This is a genomic window from Pseudonocardia sulfidoxydans NBRC 16205 (genome assembly GCF_007989085.1).
Lineage (GTDB): Bacteria > Actinomycetota > Actinomycetes > Mycobacteriales > Pseudonocardiaceae > Pseudonocardia > Pseudonocardia sulfidoxydans.
This window is the reverse complement of record NZ_BJVJ01000005.1, coordinates 113,091-134,508: the sequence shown is the minus strand read 5'-3', so window position 1 is coordinate 134,508 and position 21,418 is coordinate 113,091. Positions and strand designations below refer to the sequence as shown.

The 21,418-nt window shown below is 72.5% G+C and carries 24 protein-coding genes; 18 read left to right on the top strand and 6 right to left on the bottom strand.

Annotated features, from left to right (window positions below; translation table 11 throughout):
* Positions 1 to 8: 8 nt before the first annotated feature.
* From PSU4_RS04595 to PSU4_RS04550, 11 genes are all read left to right on the top strand, one after another.
* Entirely contained in the window at positions 9 to 908 is a 900-nt protein-coding gene (locus tag PSU4_RS04595) for a sugar phosphate isomerase/epimerase family protein (protein ID WP_147102691.1), read from the top strand.
* Complete coding sequence (locus tag PSU4_RS04590) at positions 905 to 2,161, top strand: ABC transporter substrate-binding protein (protein WP_147102689.1); 1,257 nt, start codon at positions 905 to 907, stop codon at positions 2,159 to 2,161. Before PSU4_RS04595 ends, PSU4_RS04590 begins: the two co-directional genes overlap by 4 nt.
* A 62-nt stretch (positions 2,162 to 2,223) precedes the next feature.
* Positions 2,224 to 3,018: an SDR family oxidoreductase gene (locus PSU4_RS04585; protein ID WP_147102687.1), complete on the top strand. Its 795-nt coding sequence runs from the start codon at positions 2,224 to 2,226 to the stop codon at positions 3,016 to 3,018.
* An 8-nt stretch (positions 3,019 to 3,026) separates the two neighbouring features.
* Positions 3,027 to 4,022 carry a Gfo/Idh/MocA family protein gene (locus PSU4_RS04580; protein ID WP_186816737.1) on the top strand — a complete coding sequence of 332 codons (996 nt, stop codon included), beginning with the start codon at positions 3,027 to 3,029 and terminating at the stop codon, positions 4,020 to 4,022.
* Positions 4,019 to 4,372 (top strand): DUF4286 family protein, encoded by a 354-nt coding sequence (locus PSU4_RS31140; protein WP_186816736.1) that lies wholly within the window; start codon positions 4,019 to 4,021, stop codon positions 4,370 to 4,372. The genes PSU4_RS04580 and PSU4_RS31140 overlap by 4 nt, the downstream gene beginning before the upstream one ends.
* Positions 4,369 to 5,073, top strand: coding sequence for an alpha/beta fold hydrolase (locus PSU4_RS04575; protein ID WP_186816735.1), 705 nt, complete (start codon positions 4,369 to 4,371; stop codon positions 5,071 to 5,073). The genes PSU4_RS31140 and PSU4_RS04575 overlap by 4 nt, the downstream gene beginning before the upstream one ends.
* The gene (locus PSU4_RS04570; protein WP_186816734.1) at positions 5,070 to 5,975 is read left to right on the top strand and encodes an amidohydrolase family protein; all 906 of its coding nucleotides are present in this window, start codon (positions 5,070 to 5,072) and stop codon (positions 5,973 to 5,975) included. The genes PSU4_RS04575 and PSU4_RS04570 overlap by 4 nt, the downstream gene beginning before the upstream one ends.
* Entirely contained in the window at positions 5,972 to 6,670 is a 699-nt protein-coding gene (locus PSU4_RS04565; protein ID WP_147102680.1) for a cyclase family protein, read from the top strand. Before PSU4_RS04570 ends, PSU4_RS04565 begins: the two co-directional genes overlap by 4 nt.
* Positions 6,667 to 7,491: an SDR family NAD(P)-dependent oxidoreductase gene (locus PSU4_RS04560; RefSeq protein ID WP_147102679.1), complete on the top strand. Its 825-nt coding sequence runs from the start codon at positions 6,667 to 6,669 to the stop codon at positions 7,489 to 7,491. Before PSU4_RS04565 ends, PSU4_RS04560 begins: the two co-directional genes overlap by 4 nt.
* 49 nt (positions 7,492 to 7,540) lie before the next feature.
* Positions 7,541 to 8,323, top strand: coding sequence for an IclR family transcriptional regulator (locus PSU4_RS04555; RefSeq protein ID WP_147102677.1), 783 nt, complete (start codon positions 7,541 to 7,543; stop codon positions 8,321 to 8,323).
* A gap of 2 nt (positions 8,324 to 8,325) precedes the next feature.
* On the top strand, positions 8,326 to 9,273 hold the full coding sequence (locus PSU4_RS04550; RefSeq protein WP_222596164.1) for a D-2-hydroxyacid dehydrogenase family protein: 948 nt from the start codon (positions 8,326 to 8,328) through the stop codon (positions 9,271 to 9,273).
* A 2-nt stretch (positions 9,274 to 9,275) separates the two neighbouring features.
* Here PSU4_RS04550 and PSU4_RS04545 read toward each other — a convergent pair whose 3' ends face one another.
* The gene (locus PSU4_RS04545; RefSeq protein WP_147102675.1) at positions 9,276 to 10,070 is read right to left on the bottom strand and encodes an alpha/beta fold hydrolase; all 795 of its coding nucleotides are present in this window, start codon (positions 10,068 to 10,070) and stop codon (positions 9,276 to 9,278) included.
* A 172-nt stretch (positions 10,071 to 10,242) separates the two neighbouring features.
* On the opposite strand from PSU4_RS04545, the gene PSU4_RS04540 reads away from it, so the two are divergent.
* From PSU4_RS04540 to PSU4_RS04520, 5 genes are all read left to right on the top strand, one after another.
* Positions 10,243 to 11,142: an isocitrate lyase/PEP mutase family protein gene (locus PSU4_RS04540; protein WP_222596161.1), complete on the top strand. Its 900-nt coding sequence runs from the start codon at positions 10,243 to 10,245 to the stop codon at positions 11,140 to 11,142.
* A 2-nt stretch (positions 11,143 to 11,144) separates the two neighbouring features.
* Positions 11,145 to 11,990 (top strand): SDR family NAD(P)-dependent oxidoreductase, encoded by an 846-nt coding sequence (locus tag PSU4_RS04535; protein ID WP_147102674.1) that lies wholly within the window; start codon positions 11,145 to 11,147, stop codon positions 11,988 to 11,990.
* Positions 11,991 to 11,994: 4 nt separating this feature from the next.
* On the top strand, positions 11,995 to 12,690 hold the full coding sequence (locus tag PSU4_RS04530; protein WP_147102673.1) for a GntR family transcriptional regulator: 696 nt from the start codon (positions 11,995 to 11,997) through the stop codon (positions 12,688 to 12,690).
* Between the two features lie 98 nt (positions 12,691 to 12,788).
* Entirely contained in the window at positions 12,789 to 14,129 is a 1,341-nt protein-coding gene (locus PSU4_RS04525; RefSeq protein ID WP_147102672.1) for an MFS transporter, read from the top strand.
* Positions 14,126 to 15,046, top strand: a complete 921-nt coding sequence (locus PSU4_RS04520) for an alpha/beta fold hydrolase (RefSeq protein WP_147102671.1) — start codon at positions 14,126 to 14,128, stop codon at positions 15,044 to 15,046. The genes PSU4_RS04525 and PSU4_RS04520 overlap by 4 nt, the downstream gene beginning before the upstream one ends.
* A gap of 32 nt (positions 15,047 to 15,078) precedes the next feature.
* On the opposite strand, the gene PSU4_RS04515 is transcribed toward PSU4_RS04520, so the two are convergent.
* The 5 genes from PSU4_RS04515 to PSU4_RS04495 form a co-directional block, all read right to left on the bottom strand.
* On the bottom strand, positions 15,079 to 16,791 hold the full coding sequence (locus PSU4_RS04515; RefSeq protein WP_147102670.1) for a thiamine pyrophosphate-requiring protein: 1,713 nt from the start codon (positions 16,789 to 16,791) through the stop codon (positions 15,079 to 15,081).
* A complete protein-coding gene (locus PSU4_RS04510; RefSeq protein WP_147102669.1) occupies positions 16,791 to 17,066 on the bottom strand; it encodes a muconolactone Delta-isomerase in 276 nt (91 codons plus the stop codon). The genes PSU4_RS04515 and PSU4_RS04510 overlap by 1 nt, the downstream gene beginning before the upstream one ends.
* A 22-nt stretch (positions 17,067 to 17,088) precedes the next feature.
* Positions 17,089 to 17,811, bottom strand: a complete 723-nt coding sequence (locus tag PSU4_RS04505; RefSeq protein WP_147102668.1) for an alpha/beta hydrolase — start codon at positions 17,809 to 17,811, stop codon at positions 17,089 to 17,091.
* Positions 17,812 to 17,818: 7 nt separating this feature from the next.
* Positions 17,819 to 18,961 carry a cobalamin-independent methionine synthase II family protein gene (locus tag PSU4_RS04500; RefSeq protein WP_147102667.1) on the bottom strand — a complete coding sequence of 381 codons (1,143 nt, stop codon included), beginning with the start codon at positions 18,959 to 18,961 and terminating at the stop codon, positions 17,819 to 17,821.
* Positions 18,962 to 19,041: 80 nt separating this feature from the next.
* Positions 19,042 to 19,725 carry a GntR family transcriptional regulator gene (locus PSU4_RS04495; protein WP_147102666.1) on the bottom strand — a complete coding sequence of 228 codons (684 nt, stop codon included), beginning with the start codon at positions 19,723 to 19,725 and terminating at the stop codon, positions 19,042 to 19,044.
* A 248-nt stretch (positions 19,726 to 19,973) separates the two neighbouring features.
* Here PSU4_RS04495 and PSU4_RS04490 point away from each other — a divergent pair, with 248 nt between their 5' ends.
* Both PSU4_RS04490 and PSU4_RS04485 read left to right on the top strand, forming a co-directional pair.
* A complete protein-coding gene (locus tag PSU4_RS04490) occupies positions 19,974 to 20,717 on the top strand; it encodes a PIG-L deacetylase family protein (protein ID WP_147102665.1) in 744 nt (247 codons plus the stop codon).
* Positions 20,714 to 21,418 carry a 4-carboxy-4-hydroxy-2-oxoadipate aldolase/oxaloacetate decarboxylase gene (locus PSU4_RS04485; RefSeq protein WP_246114933.1) on the top strand — a complete coding sequence of 235 codons (705 nt, stop codon included), beginning with the start codon at positions 20,714 to 20,716 and terminating at the stop codon, positions 21,416 to 21,418. Before PSU4_RS04490 ends, PSU4_RS04485 begins: the two co-directional genes overlap by 4 nt.

Genomic DNA, 21,418 nt, shown 5'->3' with positions numbered 1-21,418 from the left:
GGACCACGGTGGACATCGTCCTGGGCGTCGACACGCTCTCCTACCACTGCCGCCTCGCGGCCGGTGAGATCTCCCTCGAGGACGTGCTGCGCGAGATCGCCGACCTCGGCTACGCGTTCGTGCAGTTCAACGCCGTGCACGTGCGCGAGCGCGACACCGCCGCCCTGGTGGGCCTGCGCGCGCTCGCCGACGACCTGGGGCTGGGCATCACGCTGTCCGGCGACGTCGTCGGCCGCGTCGGCAACGGGGACACCGTCGACGGCGGCGTCGAGCGCATCACCGCGTGGGTCGCCCTCGCCGAGACCATCGGCAGCCCGTTCGCCCGCGTCTCCTCCGGGTTCTACCGCGCCGAACTGTTCGACGAACCCGGGCTCATCGCTGCCGAGCAGCGCTACGTCACCGACACGCTGCGCCGCGCCGTCGACGAGGTCCCCGGCGACGTGCAGATCCTGCTGGAGAACCACTCCGACTTCACGGCCGACGAGTACGCCGAGATCATCGCCGGTGTCGGCTCCGACCGGGTCGGGGTGTTCCTCGACCTGATCAACCCCATCTCGTCGCTGCAGGACCCGCTGCCGGTGATCACCCGGCTCGCCCCGCTCGCGCCGTCGGGTCACGTGAAGGACTTCCGGCTCGTCTCGCGCTACGTGCAGGACCGCTTCCACCGGCGCGGGTTCGACGTGCAGTGGTGCTACCCGGGCGAAGGGGTCGCCGACCTCACCTCGCTCGTCGGCGTGCTGGCGGGATCCGCCGACCGCGCCGAGCCGTACCGGCTCTCCGTCGAGGGCCTGGACAACCACCCCGGCGTCGCCGACCAGCGCGAACGGCTCGCGGCCTCGCTGACCTTCCTCCGCACGCTCATCACCGACGCCCCCGCGGCGGCGGCCACGTCAAAGGAGACGCGATGAGAACCAGGATCGTCGGGACGGCAGCGGCCGCCGCCCTGCTCACACTCGCCACCGCGTGTGGCGGGATCGCCACCCAGGACCAGGGCGGGCAGTCGCTCGACTGCGGCGACACCGTCAACATCGGTGCGCCCTACCCGCTGTCGGGGGTGTGGGCGGAGAACGGGCAGAACTCGCTCAACGGCATGCAGCTCGCCGCCGACGAGATCAACGCCGCGGGCGGGATCAAGGGCCTCGACGGCGCCAGGATCAAGGTCGTCAGCGGTGACACCAGCTCCGACAACCCCGGGCAGGCCAAGACCGTCACCGAGAACCTGCTGCAGTCCGACGACGTCTCGGCCGTCGTCGGGTCCTACCTGTCGAGCATGACGCTGACGACGGTCGTGGCCACCGAGACCAAGAGGGTCCCGCTGATCACACAGTCGTTCGTCGACGACCTGACGGCCAAGGGCTACACGTACCTGTTCCAGATCCCGCCGAAGGCGTCGGCGTTCGGCTCGGAGACGGTCACCGACGCCAAGGGGGTCTACGCGGCGCAGAACCGGCCGCTGCGCACCCTGGCCGTCGCGGGCTCCGACGACGCCTCGACCAAGGCCCAGACCGCCGGTGTCGTCGCCGGTGCCGGTAAGGAGGGCGTGCAGGTCGCGGAACAGGTCACCTTCCCCAACGGCCTGTCGGATGCCACCGCGATCGTCAACCGCGTCTCCGATGCGAACGCCGACCTGATCGTGCTGGGCGGCAACGTCTCCGACCTGTCGCTGATCATCAAGGGCATCCGGGCGCGTGGCGTCACCACCCCGATCGCGACGTCCGGTGGCGGCGGTGCGCTCGCCCCGCAGTTCGCCAAGGCCCTCGGCGACAGCGCCAACGGCATCATGGCGTCCGCCGCCTGGAACGGCGACGTCACGCTCACCGGCGTCGCCGACGCGGCGAAGGAGTACCAGCAGAAGTACAACGCCTTCATGCCGCAGGAGGCCGGCGAGTCGTGGGCCGCGATCTACGAGCTCGCCCAGGTGATGGACGAGGGCAAGACGTGCGACCCGCAGAAGATCCGTGACGCCCTGGCGGGCACCGACTTCACGACGGGCCAGGCCGCGGCCGTCCCGCCGGGCAAGGTCGGGTTCGACGCCACGGGCGCGAACAAGTACATCAAGCCGATCCTCGTGCAGTGGCAGAACGGGACGCTGAAGACGGTGTTCCCGAAGGACGTCGCCTCCACCGACGCGCTCCCGCTGGGGGCCGGGCCGACCGCGTGACCCCGTGACGGTCCGGGCGCCGCGGTGCCGTCGACCCCACCGCGGCGGCCCGGACCCCTGCTGTGACAACGAGAGAGGACGCGATGGACCTCGGCCTGGCCGGTACCCGGGCGCTCGTCACCGCGGCGAGCTCGGGACTCGGCAGCGCGTGCGCCGCGTCCCTGGTCGCCGAGGGGGCGCGCGTCGTCGTGTCCTCGCGCGATCCCGGCCGCCTCGCCGCGGCCGCGCGTGACGTCGGCGCGGCCGGGCACGTCGCCGCGGACCTGGAGAGCGCCGCCGACATCGCGGCTCTCGTCGCCACCACCGTCGGGGAGCTGGGCGGGCTCGACGTGCTCGTCGTCAACTGCGGGCCACCGCCCGCGGTCACCTTCGCCGAGGCGGCGGACGACGACTGGGACACCGGCCACCGCCAGGTCCTGATGAGCGCCGTGCGGCTGCTGCGCGCGGCCCTGCCGCACCTCGTCGCGTCCGGCCGTGGGCGGGTCGTCGCCCTCACCGGCTACGGCGTCCGCGAACCCAAGCCGGGACCCGTGATCTCCGAGGCCACCCGGGCCGGGGTGAGCGTGCTGGCCAAGGTCGTCGCCGACACCCACGCCGGCGACGGCGTCACCGTCAACACGATCGCGCCCGGGCCGATCCTCACCGACCGGCTCCGCGAGCTGCAGGGCAAGGCCGCTGCCGCGGCCGGGATCGACCTCGACGAGCAGCTGCGCCGCCACTGCACCGAGATACCGGTCGGGCGGATCGGGCGGCCCGACGAGGTCGGCGACCTCTGCGCGTTCCTGTGCTCGGCGCAGGCCGGCTACGTCACCGGACAGACGATCGTCGTCGACGGCGGCGTGAACAGGGCGATCTGATGGCGCGCATGCGGATCGCGGTCACCGGGGCCGCCCACTGGCACCTCGACCTGTTCCTGCCCACACTGCGGGAGGAGGCCGACGTCGTGGCCGTGCACGACGTCGATCCCGTCGCGGCGCAGCGCATCGCCACAGGACTCGGGGTCCGCGCCCACACCGAGGTCGCCGCACTGCTCGACTCCGCACAACCCGACTTCGTCCTCGCGCTCGGCCCGCACGACGAGATGGCCGCGACCGCCCGCACCCTGATCGAGCGCGGCGTGCCGTTCGCGATGGAGAAGCCCTGCGGGCTCGACCCGCGGGAGGTCCACGACATCGCCGACCGCGCCCGCGACGCCGGCGTCTTCGCCGCCGTGCCGTTCGTGTGGCGCCAGTCCGAGCTGCTCACCCTCATGCGGGAGCGGTTCGCCGACACCGACCTGTCGTACCTGTCGTTGCGCTGGATCGCCGGCCCGCCGACGCGCTACCTCGACTCCGGCTGCGGCTGGATGCTCGACCCCGCCCGCTCCGGCGGCGGCTGCACGGTCAACCTCGGCGTGCACTTCATCGACCTCGCCCGCGTCCTGCTCGGCGACGACGTGTGGGTCTGTTCGGCGACGATGTCCAACGCCGCCTACGGCCTGCCCGTCGAGGACTACTCGCTGGTCACGCTGCGCTCGGGCGGGCGGGTGTTCGTCGCCGAGGTCGGCTACCTGATGCCCGCGCAACACTCCGACTTCGACCTGCACTTCTCGATCAAGGCCCGCGACCACTACGTCATCGCGACCTCGCCGACCGACGTCGAGATCGTCGCGCCCGACGGCAGCCGCGAACACGTCACGGCGCACACGACGAACGTGCCCCACTACCCGGTGTTCGTGCGCGACGCGCTGCGCCGGGTCCGCGAGGGCGAGCCGCCGCTCGCCTCGCTCACCGACATGGCCGCGGTCATGGACCTGACCCGCGACGCCTACGCACTGGCCGGGCCGCTGCCGGTCCGACCGTCCCGGGAGGAAGAAACATGAGCGCGAAGGGCCTGCTGCTCGTCCTGATCGACATCGACCCGCAGTACGAGGAGGAGTTCAACCGCTGGTACACCGAGGAGCACTTCCCGGAGCGGCAGCAGTGCCCGGGGTTCCTCACCGCGCGGCGGTTCGTCTCCGTCGAGGGCGAGCCCAAGTACCTGGCGCTCTACGACCTCGACGACCCCGAGGTGCTGGAGACCGAGGAGTACCGGCGCATCCGGCCGCCCAGCGAGTGGACCAAGACGCTGCAGCCCCACTTCACGACGATGGTCCGCAACGTCTACCGGGAGATCACGCCGACGATCCCTCACGGGTACGAGGTCCACGCAGTGAGGGAGCCCCAGGAGTGAGCGTCCTTTTCCTTCATCCCGTCGGGCTCGACCGCGAGGCCGCGCGGTTCCTGGACCTGCCCGACGTGGCCGCCGTGACCTTCCCCGGTCACGGCGGCCGAAACCGCGCCCGGCCCGGGCTCACCCTCGCCGACATGGCCGACGAGATCGCGGGCCACGCGACCGGGCCGTTCGACGTCGTCGGCGCCTCGCTCGGCGGCATGGTCGCCATGCACCTCGCGCTCGACCACCCGGGGCTCGTCCGGTCGCTCGTGCTGGCCTGCACCACCCCCGACGGCGTCACCGACGTCATGAAGGCCCGGGCCGCCGCCACCGAGGAACGCGGTTCTGCGGGCATGCTGGACGACACCATGACCCGCTGGTTCACCGCCGACGGGCTCGCCTCCGGCGCGCCGTACCTCGACCACGCGCGGCAGCGGCTGCTCGCCATGGACCCCGGTGCCCTCGCCGACACCTGGCGGGCCATCGGCACCCACCACGTCCTCGACCGGCTCGGCGAGATCACCGTGCCGACGACGTGCATCGCCGGCCGTGTCGACGCCTCCACGCCGCCGGCGGTCATGCGCGACCTCGACGCCCGGCTGCCGACGTCACGGCTCGTCGAACTGGACGCCCCGCACATGGCCTTCATGGAGAACGCCGACGAGTTCACCGCCGCCGTACGAGCCCATCTGGCATGGGTGGAAGGGGAAGATCGATGATCATCGACCTGCACCGGCACCTCTGGTCGATCTTCGAGCGCTACACGAGCGTCCGCGAGATCGCCGCGCGCGGCACCGCCGTCGGGCACGCCCACGGCGACGGCGTCGTCCAGGACGTCGAGGTCCGGGCGGGGGAGATCCGGGCCGAGATGGAGAAGGCCGGCGTCGACCGCTCGTGCCTGCTGCTCGGTGACTACGGGCTGCGCCTCGGCGAGGGCGACCGTTCCATCGCCGAGGAGAACCGGCTGGCCACCGACCTGGCCCGCGCCGACCCCGACCACTTCATCGCGTTCTTCGGCGTCGACCCCCGCCGCGCGGGCGCCGCCGAGCTGTTCCGGGACGCCCTCGACGCCGGCGCCAAGGGCCTCAAGCTGCATCCGTGCTCGGGGTTCTCCCCGGCCGACCCCGTGTGCCGCCCGCTCTACGAGCTCGCCCGCGAGTACTCGGTGCCGGTCGTGTCGCACACCGGTCCGCTGGCCGCGCCGCTGGTCAGCACCTACTGCAGCCCGCTGCACCTCGACGAGCCCGCCGCCGACTTCCCCGACGTGAACTTCGTGATCCTGCACGCCGGGCAACGCGCCTACTTCGACCTCGCCCTCGACATGGCCCGGTGGAAGCCGAACCTCTACCTGGAGCTGTCGCTGTGGCAGGGCCTGTTCCTGGAGGACGAGGCCAGGTTCGTCGCCCGCGTCGCCGAGATCCGCCACGGCATCGGCCTGGAGCGGGTCGTCTTCGGCAGCGACTGCCCCGGCGTCTCGACGGTCATGGCGCTCGACGGCTGGGTCGACACTTTCCGCAGCCTCCCGGAGATCGCGGCCCGTCACGGCGCGACCGTCACCGACGACGACGTCACCGCCATGCTGGGCGGCACCGCGTCGAGGCTGCTGGGGCTCGGGTCATGAGCCGGCCCGTGGGGACGGGGGAGTGGGTCGACCTCTCCCAGCTCATGTACGAGGGGATGCCCCGCGCGCTGCCGGAGAGCCAGGTCTGCGTCACCCCGCAGTACGTCGAGACCGGCCCGCCGGAGTCGGCGGTGCGGATCACCCACCTCACGCTGTCGACGCACGTCGGCACCCACGTCGACGCCGCCCTGCACTTCCTGCCCGGCGGGAAGTCGATCGACGAGTACCCCGTCGACGCGTTCACCGGGCCGGGTGTCGTCGTCGACGCCCGCCGCGACGGCGTCGTCCCCGTGACCCGCGCCGAGATCGAGGCGATGGACCTCGACGTGCGCGAGGGCGACATCGTCTTCTTCTGCTTCGGCTACGGCCGCCGCTTCGGCACGCCCGCCTACCGCGACCACCCCTACCTGGGTGACGGCGTCGCCGACTGGCTCGTCGAACGCGGAGTGAGCATGGTCGGCGTCGACACCACGACGCCCGACCTCGGCGGCGCCCACCGCCCGCCCGACTACCCCTATCCCGTGCACATGACGCTGCTGCCGCGCGACATCCTGATCGTCGAGCACCTCGGCCCGCGCCTGGAGGAGCTGGTCGGACGCCGCGTCGAGATCAATGCCGTGCCGCTGCCCATCCGCGGTGGCGACGGCGCCCCCGCGCCGGTGATCGCGCGCGTGCTGGAAGAGGAGACCCCGTGACCGCCCCAGGCCTGGACGCCGTCCTGCCCCACGCCGAACCCAACCCGCGCCGCCTCGACGGCAAGATCGCGATCGTCACCGGCGGCGGCTCGCGCGGCGAGGGCATCGGCACCGGCCGGGCCGCCGCGATCCTGTTCGCCCGCCACGGCGCGAAGGTGCTCGTCGTCGACCGGGACACCGCCGCCGCGAAGGCGACCGTCGACGGGATCGACTCCGAGGGCGGCGAGGCCGTCGCGTTCGAGGCCGACCTCACCTCGGCCGCGGACTGCGAGGCGATGGCGGCGGCGGCGGTCGAGCGCTGGGGCCGCATCGACATCCTCGACAACAACGTCGGCACCGAGGGCGCGGGCACGATCCTGCAGGCCACCGACGAGGACTGGGACCGCGTCATCACGGTCAACCTGCGCACCGTCGTGTCGGCCAGCCGGGCCGTCATCCCCGTGATGGCCGACGGCGGGGGCGGCGCGATCGTGAACCTGTCGTCGATCTCCGCGATCCGCCCGCGCGGCCTCACCCCCTACACCACGGCCAAGGGCGGCGTCATCGCGCTCACCACGGCCATGGCGATCGACCATGCGGCGCAAGGGATCCGCGTCAACGCGATTCTGCCCGGGCCGATCTACACGCCGATGGTCGCCGCCGAGGGGATGGACCCCTCGCTGCGCGACAAGCGCCGCGGCGCCTCCCCGCTGGGCATCGAGGGGACCGGCTGGGACGTCGGCTACACCGCGCTGTTCCTGGTGTCGGACGAAGCCCGCTACATCACAGGGACGACACTGCCCGTCGACGGCGGCGTCTCGGTCCGCAGCCCGGACCGCTGAACGCACCCGCACGACGATCACGACCGAGACGGCACGACGAGGACGGCACATGGCGGACGAGACCCGAACCGGCACCAGGATCCAGTCGGTGTCGCGCGCTGCGCAGCTGCTCATGCTCATCGCGTCGCTGCCCGAGGCCGAGCGCTCGGTCAACCGGATGGCCGCCGAGCTCGGCACGTCGGTGCCGACGGTGTACCACCTGCTCAACACCCTCGTCGACGCCAAGCTGCTCACCCGCGACGAGCGCAAGCAGTACCGGTTCGGGCTGGCGATGGAGGTGCTGTCGGTCGCCTACGCCCAGCAGACCGTCCCGCCGCCCGAGCTGGTCGCGCCGCTGCGGCGCATCATCGAGGACACCGGCGAGAGTGCCTACCTGACGGCGTGGCGCAACGGGAACCCCGTCGTGCTCGCGCACCTGTCGGGGACGCACGCGGTGCAGGTGACCAACCTGCGGCCCGGCTACCGCGGCGTCGCCAACGCCCGCGCCTCCGGGAAGGTGCTGCTGGCCTTCGCCGAGCCGGACGACCGGGAACGCTACCTGGCGATGCACCCCCTCACCGCCGTGACGGACCGGACGATCACTGACCCCGACGTGTTCGCCAAGGAGCTCGCCCAGGTGGCGCGCAACGGCTACGCCACCGAGGTCGAGGAGTTCTCGGCGGGCGTCGCGTGCATTGCGGTGCCGGTGTGGCGCAACGGGATGCTGATGGGCTGCTACACCGTCTCCGCGCCGGTGGAGCGGTACCGCAAGCAGCGCACCGGCTACCTCACGGTGCTGCGCGACGCGGTGGCGATGCTCGACGAGGACAAGGACGAGGACGAGGAGACATGACGCTGCGCTGTGCCGTGCTCGACGACTACCAGGGCGTCGCGCTCACCTCCGCCGACTGGTCGCGCCTCGACGCGACCGTCGACGTCTTCGCCGACCACATCGCCGACGAGAGCGCCCTCGTCGAGACGCTGGCAGGCTACGAGGCCGTCGTGCTCATGCGCGAGCGCACACCGTTCCCGCGCAGCGTGCTCGAGCAGCTGCCCGACCTGCGGCTGCTGGTCACGACGGGGATGCGCAACGCGTCGGTCGACGTCGCCGCCGCCACGCAGCGCGGGATCGTCGTGTGCGGCACCGGCGGGCTCACGACGTCCACGGTCGAGCTGACGTGGGCGCTGATCACCGGGCTCGCGCGCAGCGTCGTCGTCGAGAACACCGGCCTGCGGTCCAACGGGCGCTGGCAGCAGACCGTTGGCACCGACCTCGCCGGCGCCACCCTCGGCGTGCTGGGCCTGGGGCGGATCGGCTCCCTCGTCGCCAAGGTCGGTCTGGCGTTCGGGATGGACGTCGCCGCGTGGAGCCAGAACCTCACTGCCGGCGCGGCCGCGGCCGCCGGGGTGCGCCTCGCCGGGTCGAAGGCCGAGCTGGTCGCGGCCGCCGACTTCCTGACGATCCACCTCGTGCTGTCCGACCGCAGCCGTGGTCTGGTCGGGGCCGACGACCTCGCCGCGATGAAGCCGTCCGCGTTCCTCGTGAACACCTCGCGGGCCCCGATCGTCGACCAGGACGCGCTGGTCACGGCCCTGCGCGAGGAGCGCATCGCCGGGGCCGGGCTCGACGTGTACGACGTCGAACCGCTGCCCGCCGACCACCCGTTCCGCACACTGCCCACCGTGCTGGCCACCCCGCACCTGGGCTACGTCACCCGCGGCGGGTACGCCATCTTCTGGCGCGAGGTCGTCGAGGACATCGCGGCGTTCATGGCCGGTGCCCCGGTCCGGACGATCACGTGAGCTCAGCCAGCCCCGAGGAACGCCGCCATCGCCGCCCCCAGTGCGTCGGAACGGTTCGCCGCGCTGATGTGGTCGCCCTTCACCGTCGCGAACGTGCTTCGCGGCAACACGTCTGAGAGGACCCGGGCGTCGGCGGGGTCGTCGCGGTCCCCGCACACCACCAGCGTCGGGACGTCGACGCGGGCCACGTCGGCGGCCGGGGTGTCGACGGCCGTGCCCAGGGTGAGCCGCAGTGCCGTCCGGTCGGCCCCGATGCGCGCGACGAAGTCGGTGATCCGCCCCTCCGCGCTGCCCGGTGCGAACGTGCCGTCGGCGGGCGGGGGATCGGTGAGGACGTGCAGGAACACGTCGGCGAACGAGTGCCCGCGCATGTGTGTCACCCCGGCCAGGCCCATCCCGGCGACGACGAGCCTGCCCGGCCGGGCACCGCGCACCACGGCGCGCAGCGAGGTGCGGCCGCCGAGCGAGTAGCCGCCGAGGTCGAACTCGCCGTCGGTCAGGCCCAGGTGGTCGAGCAGGGCGAACACGTCGTCGGTGACGACGTCGGCCGGATAGGCGGCCGGGTCGTGACTGCGGTCGCTGTCGCCGTGCCCGCGCAGGTCGGGCAGGATCACCCGCCGCCCGGTGGCCGCGACGGCCGCCGCGTGCCCGGGAGCGATCCAGTTGATCACCGCGGTCGAGGAGAACCCGTGCAGCAGCACCGTCGGCCGGCCCTCGCCCACCTCCCGGTAGGCGAGCCGCACGCCGTCGGCGGCGGAGAGGAACGAGGGGACCGGAAGCGCAGGCGCGACGTGCACGGCCCCAATTGAACAGCTCCCGCCGGGCGGACCGATGCCGGTACCGACGACGTCACTCCACGACACCGTTGCGGCCGCCGTCACGGCGGTGGCCTGGCGTTCGGCACTGCCTGTCCATTGTCCGACAATGGCCTGTTGACACTCGACGGAGCCGACGGTCACCGTTTGCGGCGTGAGGACTCGTGAGGGACAGCTGCCGTGGGGGACGGCGGCGCTTCGTCGCCGCCTCCGTGACCTCGTCGCGCAGCCCGGATGCGTCGTCGCACCCGGCTGCCACGACGCCCTGGCCGCGCGCATCGCCCAGGACGAAGGCTTCGAGGCGGTGTACCTGTCGGGCAACGCAGCGTCCGCGGGGCTGCTGGGCCGGCCCGACATCGGGTTGGCAGGGCTGTACGAGATGACCCAGCGTGCGCGCTGGGTGACCGGTGCGGTGAACGTGCCGGTGATCGCCGATGCCGACGCCGGCTACGGCGACGCACACGCCATCGCGCGCACCGTCACCGAGTTCGAGCGGACCGGCGTCGCCGCGATCCACATCGAGGACCAGGACCTGCCGAAACGCTGCGGTGCGATGGGCGGTGTGCGGATCGTGCCGTTCGACGACGCGGTCGCACGGGTCCGCAGTGCGCTGGCCGCCCGCACCGACCCGGATCTGATGATCATCGCGCGCACCGACGCGCTCGCCCTGGGCGATCTCGACGAGGCCGTCCGCCGGGCGGAGGCGTTCGCGGAGCTGGGCGCGGACCTGGTGATGGTCGAGGACGTCGCGTCGGAGGAGCAGGTGCGGGCGTTGCCGGGGCTGCTCCCGGGCGTCCCGCTGCTGTTCGACGCGTTCGAGGTGTGGCCGTGGACAGTGGTCGACACCGCCGAGCTCGACCGGCTGGGCTACAAGGTCGTGATCATGTGTCTGTCGACGACGCTGGCGTACGCGCAGGCGGCCCGGACGGTGTTGCGTGCGATCAAGGACGGCGGGTCCACGGCGGACGTGACGGGGATGCTGATGCCGCTCGCGGAGTACGAGCGGGTGCTCGGAGCCGACGAGTTCGGTGTGGGACGAGAGGCGGGGGAGTAGTCATGGTGAGCGAGAACCGGGTTTCGATGGTGACCGGGGGCGCGGGCGGTTTCGGCCGCGCCATCGCGTCGTCCTTCGCGACGCGCGGCGACCACGTCGTCGTGGTCGACCTCGACGAGGCAGGAGCGGCGGAGGTCGCCGCGGGGCTGCCGGGACCGGGCCGCCACGTCGGCCTGGGCTGCGACGTCCGCGCCGAGGAGTCGGTGGTCGCGGTGTTCGACGCGGCCGAGGAGCGCCTCGGCGGTGTCGACACGCTGGTCAACAGCGGCGGTGTCCGCGAGATCGTCGACGTGCTGACGATCTCGGTGGCGCAGTGGCACGACGTGGTGGCGACCAACCTCACCGGCACCTTCCTGACCTGCCGCGAGTTCGCGCTGCGCGCGGTCCGGCGCGCCGACGGGGCGTCGCGTTCGATCGTGAACATCGCCTCTGTCGCGGGCCTGACCGGCATCGGGAACCGCCCGGCCTACTCGGCCAGCAAGCACGGGGTGGTCGGGCTGTCGAAGAACCTCGCCACGGACCTCGCCCGCCACGGCATCCGGGTCAACGTCGTGGCCCCCGGCACCATCCGCACGCCGATGACCGAGGGCTACTACGCGGACGAGGAGTTCGTCGCGTCGCTGGCGACGGTGGTCCCGCTCGGCGCGGGCGGATCGGCGACGGACGTCGCGGAGACGACCGCATTCCTCACCGGCCCGGCGAGCGGGTTCGTGACCGGAGTGGTGCTGCCCGTCGACGGCGGCTGGTCGGCCTCGAAGAGCTACAGCGTCAACCCCGACAGTGCCTATTTCGCAGCCGCGAACAGCAGCGCGGGCGTCGCCGGCGACGCGGCACACGGCCCCGCGTAGCGTCATGGCCGAGCTCCTGGAACGGCGGACCCTGCGCGAGCAGCTGGTCGACGGCCTGCGCGCGGAGATCATCACCGGTGAGCTGGCGGCGGGTACCGCGCTCGTCGAGACCGCGCTCAGCGCCCGGTTCGGGGTGAGCCGGGGGACGGTCCGCGAGGCCCTGCGCGAGCTCCACGACCAGGGCCTCGTGGTGCACCTGCCGCGGACCGGGACGATCGTGCGCCGGCTCAGCCCCGACGAGATCACCGGGATCTACGACGTCCGGGCCGCGCTGGAAGGGCGGGCAGCCGTCGCGATCTCGTTGTCCGACGACTGGGAGCAGCACTCCGACCGGCTCGAGCAACTGGTCGACGAGATGCACCGCGCCCGCGACAAGCCCTTCCTGGCGAGGCTGCAGACCGACCTGGAGTTCCACCGACAGCTGTGCCGGCTCTCGGGCAACGAGACGCTCGCCCGGACCTGGGAGCACCTGGTCACGCAGATGAGCTCCGTCCACTCCGGAATGGGCGAGTCGGTGGTGCTGCCGCTGATGGGCGCGGAGGACCATCTCGTGTTCGTCGACGCGATCCGCTCCCGCGACCCCGCCTTCATCCAGCGCACGATCGACCGGGTGATGGCCCACTCGGCGGCGCAGCTGTTGGCCGCCCTCGAGGATCCCGCCCGGCACACCACCGGGTTCGCGGACTTCCCGGCCACCTGAACCACGACCGGCGACCAGGCCGGTGCTGCGCGGCTCTTCCCGTCGCCGCAGCCTCACGCAGTCCACTGTGGATGCACTCGTCGAGGAGGACACCCCGCATGGCCCACCATCACCCCGAGCAGGCGACACGCAGAGCCGACGGCGGACCCGACGTCGACCCCGACCGGCGCGCGCCGCGGAAGGTCGTGCTCGCCAGCGTCATCGGCACCACGCTCGAGTTCTACGACTTCATCGTGTACGGCTCGGTCGCCGCACTCGTCTTCAACAAGATCTTCTTCCCCGCCAGCAGTCCGGGAGTCGGCACCCTGCTGGCGCTGTCGACGTTCGCCGTCGGCTTCCTCGCCCGCCCTGTCGGCGCCGCGGTGTTCGGCCACCTGGGAGACAGGATCGGCCGCCGCCGCACCCTGATGCTGACACTGATGATGATGGGCGGGGCGACGGTCCTGATCGGAGCGTTGCCGACCTACGCCTCGGTCGGCATCTGGGCGCCGCTGCTGCTGGTGCTGCTGCGTGTTCTGCAGGGCGCCGCGGTCGGCGGCGAGTGGGGTGGTGCGGTCCTGCTGATCAGCGAGCACGCCGGCGCCGGCCGCCGGGGCCGCGCCACCAGTTGGGTGCAGCTCGGGAGCCCGGTCGGGCTGCTGCTCGCCAACGGGGTCGTGCTCGGGGTCGTCGCGGCAGCCGGGACGGACGCGTTCGAGCGCTGGGCCTGGCGGGTGCCGTTCCTCATCAGCATCGTTCTGATCGTCGTGGGCGTCGTGCTGCGCCGACAGGTCGACGAGTCCCCCGTGTTCCGGCAGATGCAGGCCGAGCAGAGGACCGCCACGTCGCCGGTCGGGGAGACGCTGCGCCTCCACTGGCGCCGGCTGCTCATCGCGATCGGGGTGACCGTGGTGTCCTTCGGCGGCTACTACGTGTTCACCACGGTCGGCCTCGCCTACCTGAGCCTGAAGAAGATCCCCAGCTCCTACGGGCTGTACGGGACCGTGATCGGGGCGGCCTTGTGCATCCCCGTGATCCTGCTCAGCGGGGCGCTGTCCGACCGGGTCGGACGACGGCCGATGTATGCGATCGCGTCGGTCGTGATGGGCCTGTGGGCGTTCGCGTTCTTCCCGTTGATCGACAACCTCGGCGGACCGGGCGTGGTCATCGCGATCGCGGTCGGTGTGGTCAGCTGGGGAATCCTGTACGGATCCCAAGGTGCGTTCCTGTCCGAGCTGTTCCCCTCGCGCGTGCGCTACAGCGGGGCCTCGCTGGCCTACCAGGTGACCGGAGCGCTGGGCGGGCTCGTACCCGTCGTGTCGCTGTCGTTGCTCGAAGGATTCGGCACCGGCCTGGCCATCACCGTCTTCGTGGCGATCACCGCCGTGATCACACTGGGTACGCTGCGGATCGCCCCCGAGACCGCGCACCTCGACGAGGCAGGACTGGAGGCCGCGTGAACGCGGACCCGAACGGCCCGGCCGTCCAGCACCACCGGGCCGACCTCGACGACGTCCGTCTGCACTACGTCACCGCGGGGGTCGGACCGACCGTCGTGCTGCTGCACGGCTGGCCGCAGACCTGGTACTGCTGGCGCCATGTGATACCGCTGCTCGTCGACGGCGGGTTCCGCGTCGTGGCGCCCGACCTGCGTGGGCTGGGCGACTCGTCACGTCCGGCCGGCGGGTACGACACGCGGACGGTCGCGGGCGACGTGCACCGGCTGCTGTGCGACGAGCTCGAACTCGACCGGTTCCACGTCCTCGGGCACGACTGGGGCGGCATCGTCGGCTACAGCCTCGCGGCGCACCACCCGGGTGCCCCCGCGACGCTGACCGTCGTCGACGTCGCGATCCCCGGCGACGGCAACCCGAACATCAGCCAGGGCGGGCGGCGCTGGCACCACGCGTTCCACCAGACGGCCGACCTGCCCGAAGCGCTCGTGGCCGGACGCGAGGAGCTCTACCTCGGCTGGTTCTACGACAACTACGGCCACCGGTCGGACGTGATCACCGCCGACGACCGTGCCGAGTACCTGCGCACCTACTCGGACCCGGCGGCGATGCGCGCCGGCTTCGCGTACTACCGCGCCCTGGACCGCGACGCCGCGGACAACGCGCGGCGGGCCACCGAACAGCGGATCGCGATCCCCGTGCTCGCACTGGGCGGCGCGGGCGGCTGGGGGCGCGGTGCGGAGGTCGCCGCGTCGCTCGAGCGGCTCGTCGACGACGTGACCGGCGGCGTGATCGCCGAGGCGGGGCACTGGATCCCGGAGGAGCAGCCCGCCGATCTGGTGCGCCGGTTCCGCGAGTTCGTGCGCGGTGTCGAGGAACGAGGGCCGGCGCGCGAGCGGGGCCCCGCCCCACAACCCTCGTGAGTGGCGATAGTCGCTATAGCGACTATCGCCACTCACAGGCAGTCCACGTTCACCAGCGCCTGGCGGCCCTCCGAGCGCACCACGCGCAGCGCCTTCTCCAGCGCCGGGACCAGCTCGGCGCGGGAGCGGACGCGGATGCCGACGCCGCCGGAGGCCTCCGCGTAGGTCTCGAACGCCGGTACGGGGTCGAGCCGGGCCAGGGGTGAGAGGTCGGCCGACGCGGCGGCGTGGCCGTCGGGATGCACCTTCAGCGCGGAGGCCTGCACCGCGCCCCAGTGGTCGTTGCTGCAGACGACCGTCAGCACCGGGAGCCCGTGCATCGCCATGGCCTGGTGGCAGGCAGCGGGGTTGGCGAACAGGTAGGCGCCGTCGCCGAGCGTCGAGATCACGGTGGCGTCGGGCCGGGCGAGCTTCACCCCGATGGCTGCGGGCAGGCCCCAGCCGAGCCCACCGGCGGGCGGGGTGCCCAGGTAGGAGCCGGGGACGGTCGGGGCGAGTACCTCGGCCTGGGCCCAGTACTCGTTGACGACGACGGTCCCGGAGTCGATCACCGACGCGAGGGCGGCGTTCATCGTGGCCTTGGTGATCGGGCCGTCGCCGGGGGCCCGTTCGGCGTCGAGCAGCGCCTGCCGACGGGCCCGCCACCGGCCGCCCAGTTCCTCGATCCGCGACGTGCGGCCGGTGTCGATGCGGTCGGCGCGCGCCTGCAGGGCCGGTCCGAGCGCACTGATCAGCGGGCCGCAGGCGGCGGTGATCGTCAGGTCGGAGCGGTGCGAGCGGATGGGGTAGCGGCTGAAGTGCGGGTCGGGCCCCACCTGCACGACGACGGCATCGTCGGCGGGACGGACCGCCGCGGGCAGCCACGGGACGTCGAGGTCGAGGGTGACGACGACGTCGGCGTCGGCCAGCACCTCACCGGGGCGGTAGCCCAGGTGCATGGGGTGGTCGGCGGGCAGGCTGACGTGCCGCGGACCGCTCTCCACCACGCCGATCCCGTACCGGCCCGCCAGGTCGGCGAGCGTGGCCACGCATGCGTGGTCGGCTCCCGAGTCGCCGGTGACGATCAGCGGGAACCGGGCCGTCGCCAGGTGCTCGGCGAGGGTGTCGACGGCGGCCGGGTCGGGGTGGGCGCGTGTCGGTACCGGCGCCGACGCCCCGGCAGGGGCGGCGAACGTCGGGGCGGCGAGCACCTCGCGCGGCAGCGACAGGTACACCGGGCCGGGCGGGTCGGTGCGGGCCCGGTCGAGCGCCCGGTCGACGACCTCACGGACCTGGGCGCCGTCGCGCAGCTCGTAGTCCCATTTGACGAGCTCGCGCAGCATCCCGGCCTGGTCGAACATCTCCTGCGCCCAGTGGATGCCGTAGTCGCGGGAACCGAGGATGCTGTCCTCGAACAGCGGGGTGCGTCCCGCGGACAGCAGCACCGGCACCCGGGCGCTGGCGGCGTTGGACACCGCGCACACGGCGTTGGCCGACCCGACGCTGGTGTGCAGCATGACCGCCTGCACCCGGCCGTCGCCCAGGCAGGAGCCGTGGGCCATCGACACCGCGAGGTTCTCGTGCGCGCACACGATCACCTCGGGCAGGCCGAGACCCGACTCCTTCTGTCGCGCGTATGCCTCGACGATCGTCGCGAAGTCGGTGCCCGCGTTGACGAACAGCCGGTCGACGCCGCGGTCGCGCAGGGCGACGAGGAACGCCTCGGCGACGGTCTCGGGTGTCGATGTGTCGGGCGAGCCCATCATCACTGCTCCTGCGGGTGCGTCGCGACGGCTTCGACCGTGACGTCCAGCCACGGGAACATCGGAAGCGAGGCGAGGACGTCGTGCAGCTCGGTGGCGTCGGCGACCTCGTAGAGGCCGATCGTCGCGTTGCGCCCGGGGACTCGCCACAGCCGTTTGAGGTTGCCGGCGGCGCGCAGCTCGTCGGCGCGGGCACGTTCGCCCTTCTTCAGCCGGGCGCGTTCCTCCTCGGGGGTGTCGGCCGGCAGCGTGTTCTCGGCGCGGACCAGGAACTCCATCGTGCGTTCGCCTCCAGAAGAGCTATGCCGCGTCGGCGGTGGCCGGCGCCGCCGAGAGCAGGGACTTGGCCAGGGCCTCGGGCGCGGTGACCATCGCCTCGTGGCCGGTCGGGATGGTGGAGACGGGCCAGCCGGCGGCCTGCGCGCGGGCGGCGTGCGCGGCGAAGGCCCGCATCCAGTCGGTGCACTCGACGAAGTGCGCGGGGACGTCGGCGTGGTCGCCGGTGAGCTCGAGCCGCTGGGTGTAGCTGCGCCACGGGTGCGGGGTGAGCCGCGGGGAGAGCCACGACAGGTCGGCGTCGTCGGTGACGCCGAGGACGTGCAGCGAGCGCTGCGGGATCAGCCACCCGAAGCCCGCCGTCGTGACCGACTCGCGGTAGTGCCCGGCGACGTCCTCGGGGAGCAGGTCGATCGCCGCGTCGCCGTCGCCGCCGACGAAGGCGTCGAGGTAGATGCGCAGGGCGAGGCGGTCGGGCCGGCGGTCGGCGACCCCGGTCACGACCTGCCCCGCGTAGCTGTGCCCGACGAGGATCGCGTCGTGGCAGTCCTCGGCGTCGAGCAGGGCGACGACGTCCTGGATGTGGGTGTCGAGCCCGACGGCGGGGCTGAGCAGATGCGCGCGCTCGCTCAGCCCCGTGAGCGTCGGCGCGAGCACGGCGTGCCCCGCCTCGCGCAGGTACGGCTCGACGCGCCGCCACACCCAACCGCCGTGCCAGGCTCCGTGCAGGAGTACGAACGTGCTCACGCGTTGATCACCAGAGTTTCTCGGTCGCGATCTCGGCGCCCCGGACGAGGGAGCGCATCTTCTCCCACGCGAGCTCGACGACGACGCCGCCCCAGCCCGCGAAGGTGCCGAACCCGCAGTCGGTGCCCGCCATCACCCGTTCGCGACCGACGATGTCGGTGTAGCGCAGGATGCGTTCGGCGACGAGACCGGGATGTTCGACGAAGTTGGTGGTGGTGTCGATGACACCCGGACAGAACACCTTGTCGTCGGGGATCTTCGCGGCCGCCCAGCCGGCCCAGTCGTGGCCGTGGCGGGGGTTGGCGGCCTCGCACAGCAGGGTCGCGGGCTTGGCGCCCAGCACGACGTCGGCGATCTTCTCGACCTCGATGTCGAACGTGTGCGGACCCTCGTAGTTGCCCCAGCACAGGTGCATGCGCACCTTCTCGGCCGGGATGTCGCGCAGGGCGTGGTTGAGCACCTCGACCTGCACCTGCGCCCGCTCGAGGAAGTCGGCGTCGGACAGGTTCTTGAACTTGTTGTGCCGGCCCATCCCGAGGTCGGGTGCGTCGATCTGCAGGTCGAACCCGGCGGCGACGATCGCGTCGTACTCGGTCTTCATCGTCTCGCCGATCGCGTTCAGGTAGGAGTCCTCGTCGGGGTAGAACTCGTTGGGCTGGAACAGGGCGACGATCCCCGGTGAGGGCGCGTTCATGAACCCGCCGACGACACCGGCACCGTCGACGGCGGCGGCGAGGTTGGCGAGGTCGGTGTCGAGCGGTCCACGGTCGACGTAGGCGAGCTCGGCGCGGCAGATCGGGCGCAGGTAGGCGACGGTGTCGCCCGAGGCGTGCAGGCGGTCGCGGTAGCCCGGGTACTCGTCGAGGTCGGCCGGGGTGGCCCGGGGCGCGTCGCCGATCTCGAAGCCGGAGATGCGGTGCCGCAGATAGGTGGCGTAGCCGATCTTGCTCATCTCGCCGTCGGACACGACGTCGATCCCGACCTCGGCCTGCTTCGCGACCTGGTCGCGCACGCAGTCGCGGACCGCGTCGGCGAGCTGCTGACGGTCGACGCCCTCGCCGCGGTCGTCGGCGTTGAGCAGGTCGAGCAGGTGTCCGGGCCGGGGGAGGCTGCCGACGTGGGTGGTCAGGATTCGATCGGTCTGGGGCATCCTTGCTCCTGGTCGTCGATCTGGTTGTCCGATGTGCCGGGTACGACGGGCCGGGGCCGGTCGGGCCGCCGGCCGTGGGTTCACCACTGGTGCAGGTTCGCGTCCAGCTGCTGGAGGGCGTCGACGACGCTCATCAGGTGCGCGCGCATGGTCTGCTCGGCGCGGTCGGCGTCGCCGGAGCAGACGCTCTCGATCACCTCGATGTGCTCGCGCATGCCGACCGCGGGCCGGCCGGGCAGCAGCGCGACCGTGTAGTGGTAGCGCACGCTCTGGGTGCGCAGCCGGTCGAGCATGATGCCCGCGGTCTCGTGCCGCGAGATGTCGCGGACGGCGCGGTGCACCTCCTGGTTCACGCGCGTGTAGGCCATGACGTCGCTGCCGTCGACAGCGGTGCGCAGCTCGTCGCCGAGCGCGCGCAGCCTCGTCCGCTCGTCGGTGGTGATGCGCTGGGCGGCCTTGGCCGCGCACAGGCCCTCGACGACGGCGCGCGCCTCGGTGATCTCGACGGCCTCGTCGAGGGAGATGGGACGGACCCGCGCACCGCGGTTGCGTTCGCGCAGCACGATGCCCTCGCTCTCCAGCTGGGCCAGCGCGGTGCGCACGGCGCCACGGGAGGCCTGGTAGAGCGAGACCAGGTCGGCCTCCGGCAGCCGCTGGCCGGGCGCGTACCGGCCGGCCATGATGCCGTCCCGGACGGCCGTGACGACGCCGTCGACCGTCGCGGTCGACGGCTCGTCGGACGCCGTCTCGTAGCTCGCGGCCATGCGGTTCCCCCTGTGTCGGACCCCGGGTGGGTCCGGTATCGGGGACACGCTACTCGTAACCAAGATTGTTAACAATCTAGTTGCCACTATCGCGAACACGGCGCTATGGTCCGTGCCACACCGAAATGGCGACAGAGCCCGCCGGCGGGGGTCTCCCGCAGGCCGCAGGCAGTACGCGGACGCGGCCGTGGGCCGCCCCGGTGACAGTACGACGGCACGCACGACTGCGCGCCGGGGAGAGGACGTCGATGAGGACTTCCGCCGAGAACGGTGGACCGCGGGTCGTGGTCGTGAGCGCCCACGCAGCCGACTTCGTGTGGCGCGCGGGCGGGGCCATCGCCAGGTGCGTGGAGGACGGCGGATCGGTCACCGTCCTGTGCCTGAGCTACGGGGAACGCGGCGAGTCCGCCGCCCTGTGGCGCGAACCCGGGGCCACGCTCGAGACCGTCAAGGCGGCCCGGCACCAGGAGGCGACCAACGCCGCCGAGACCCTGGGCGCCGCCATCGAGTTCCTGGACGCCGGGGACTACCCGCTGACGGTCACCGACGCGGTGCTCGACGCCCTCGTCGCCCTGTTCCGCCGCGAACAGCCCGACGTGATCCTCACCCACGCGGCACGCGACCCCTACAACCTCGACCACGCGCTCACCCACGAGCTGGTGCTGCGGGCGCGGATGGTCGCCCAGGCCCACGGCCTGCCCGACCGCGAGACCGAGCCGCTCGGGGCGGCGCAGGTGCTGGCCTTCGAACCGCACCAGCCCGAGCAGTGCGACTTCGTCCCCGACCACCTGCTCGACATCACCTCGGTGTTCGAGCGCAAGCACGCGGCCATGAAATGCATGGGCGGCGCGCAGGGCCACCTCGTCGACTACTACGTCGACCTCGCGACCCGCCGCGGCGTCCAGGCCGTGCGCAACGGCGCACCCAGGTCTGTCGCCCGGGCCGAGGCCTACATGCGGACCTTCCCGACGGTCGGAAGCAGCCTGTGGTGAGCGCGCTGAGCCGCCACGTCGTGGTCCGCTCCAGCGTTTCACCCGACCCGGCGGCGGTCGAGGAGCTGCGTGCCCAGGGCGTGGCCACCGTGCACGAGGCCCAGGGCCGCCGCGGCCTGCTCGACCCGCGCGTGCAGCCCCGCCAGCAGGGCGCCGCGATCGCCGGCCGCGCGGTCACCGTGCTCTCCCACCCCGGCGACAACCTCATGATCCACGCCGCCGTCGAACAGTGCGAACCCGGCGACGTCCTCGTAGTCACCACGACCTCCGACTCCACCGACGGCATGTTCGGCGAGCTGCTCGCGGTCTCGCTGGCCGCCCGCGGCGTGGTCGGCCTCGTCACCGGGGCCGGCGTCCGCGACACCGCGGAGCTGCGCGCCATGGGCTTCCCCGTCTGGTCGCGCGCGGTGAGCGCCCAGGGCACCGTCAAGAACAGCCCCGGATCGGTCAACGTGCCGATCGTCGTCGCAGGCGCCCGCGTCGAGCCCGGCGACGTGATCGTGGCCGACGACGACGGTGTCGTCGTCGTCGCCCGCGAGGAGGCCCCCGACGTCGCCGCCGCCGGCAACGCGCGGCGGCGCTCCGAGGAGGAGAAGCGGGCCCGCTTCGCCGCGGGCGAGCTGGGCCTGGACATGTACGGGCTGCGCGCCGACCTCGAGCGCCTCGGCGTCACCTACATCGACGCCGCACCCGGTTCCTGA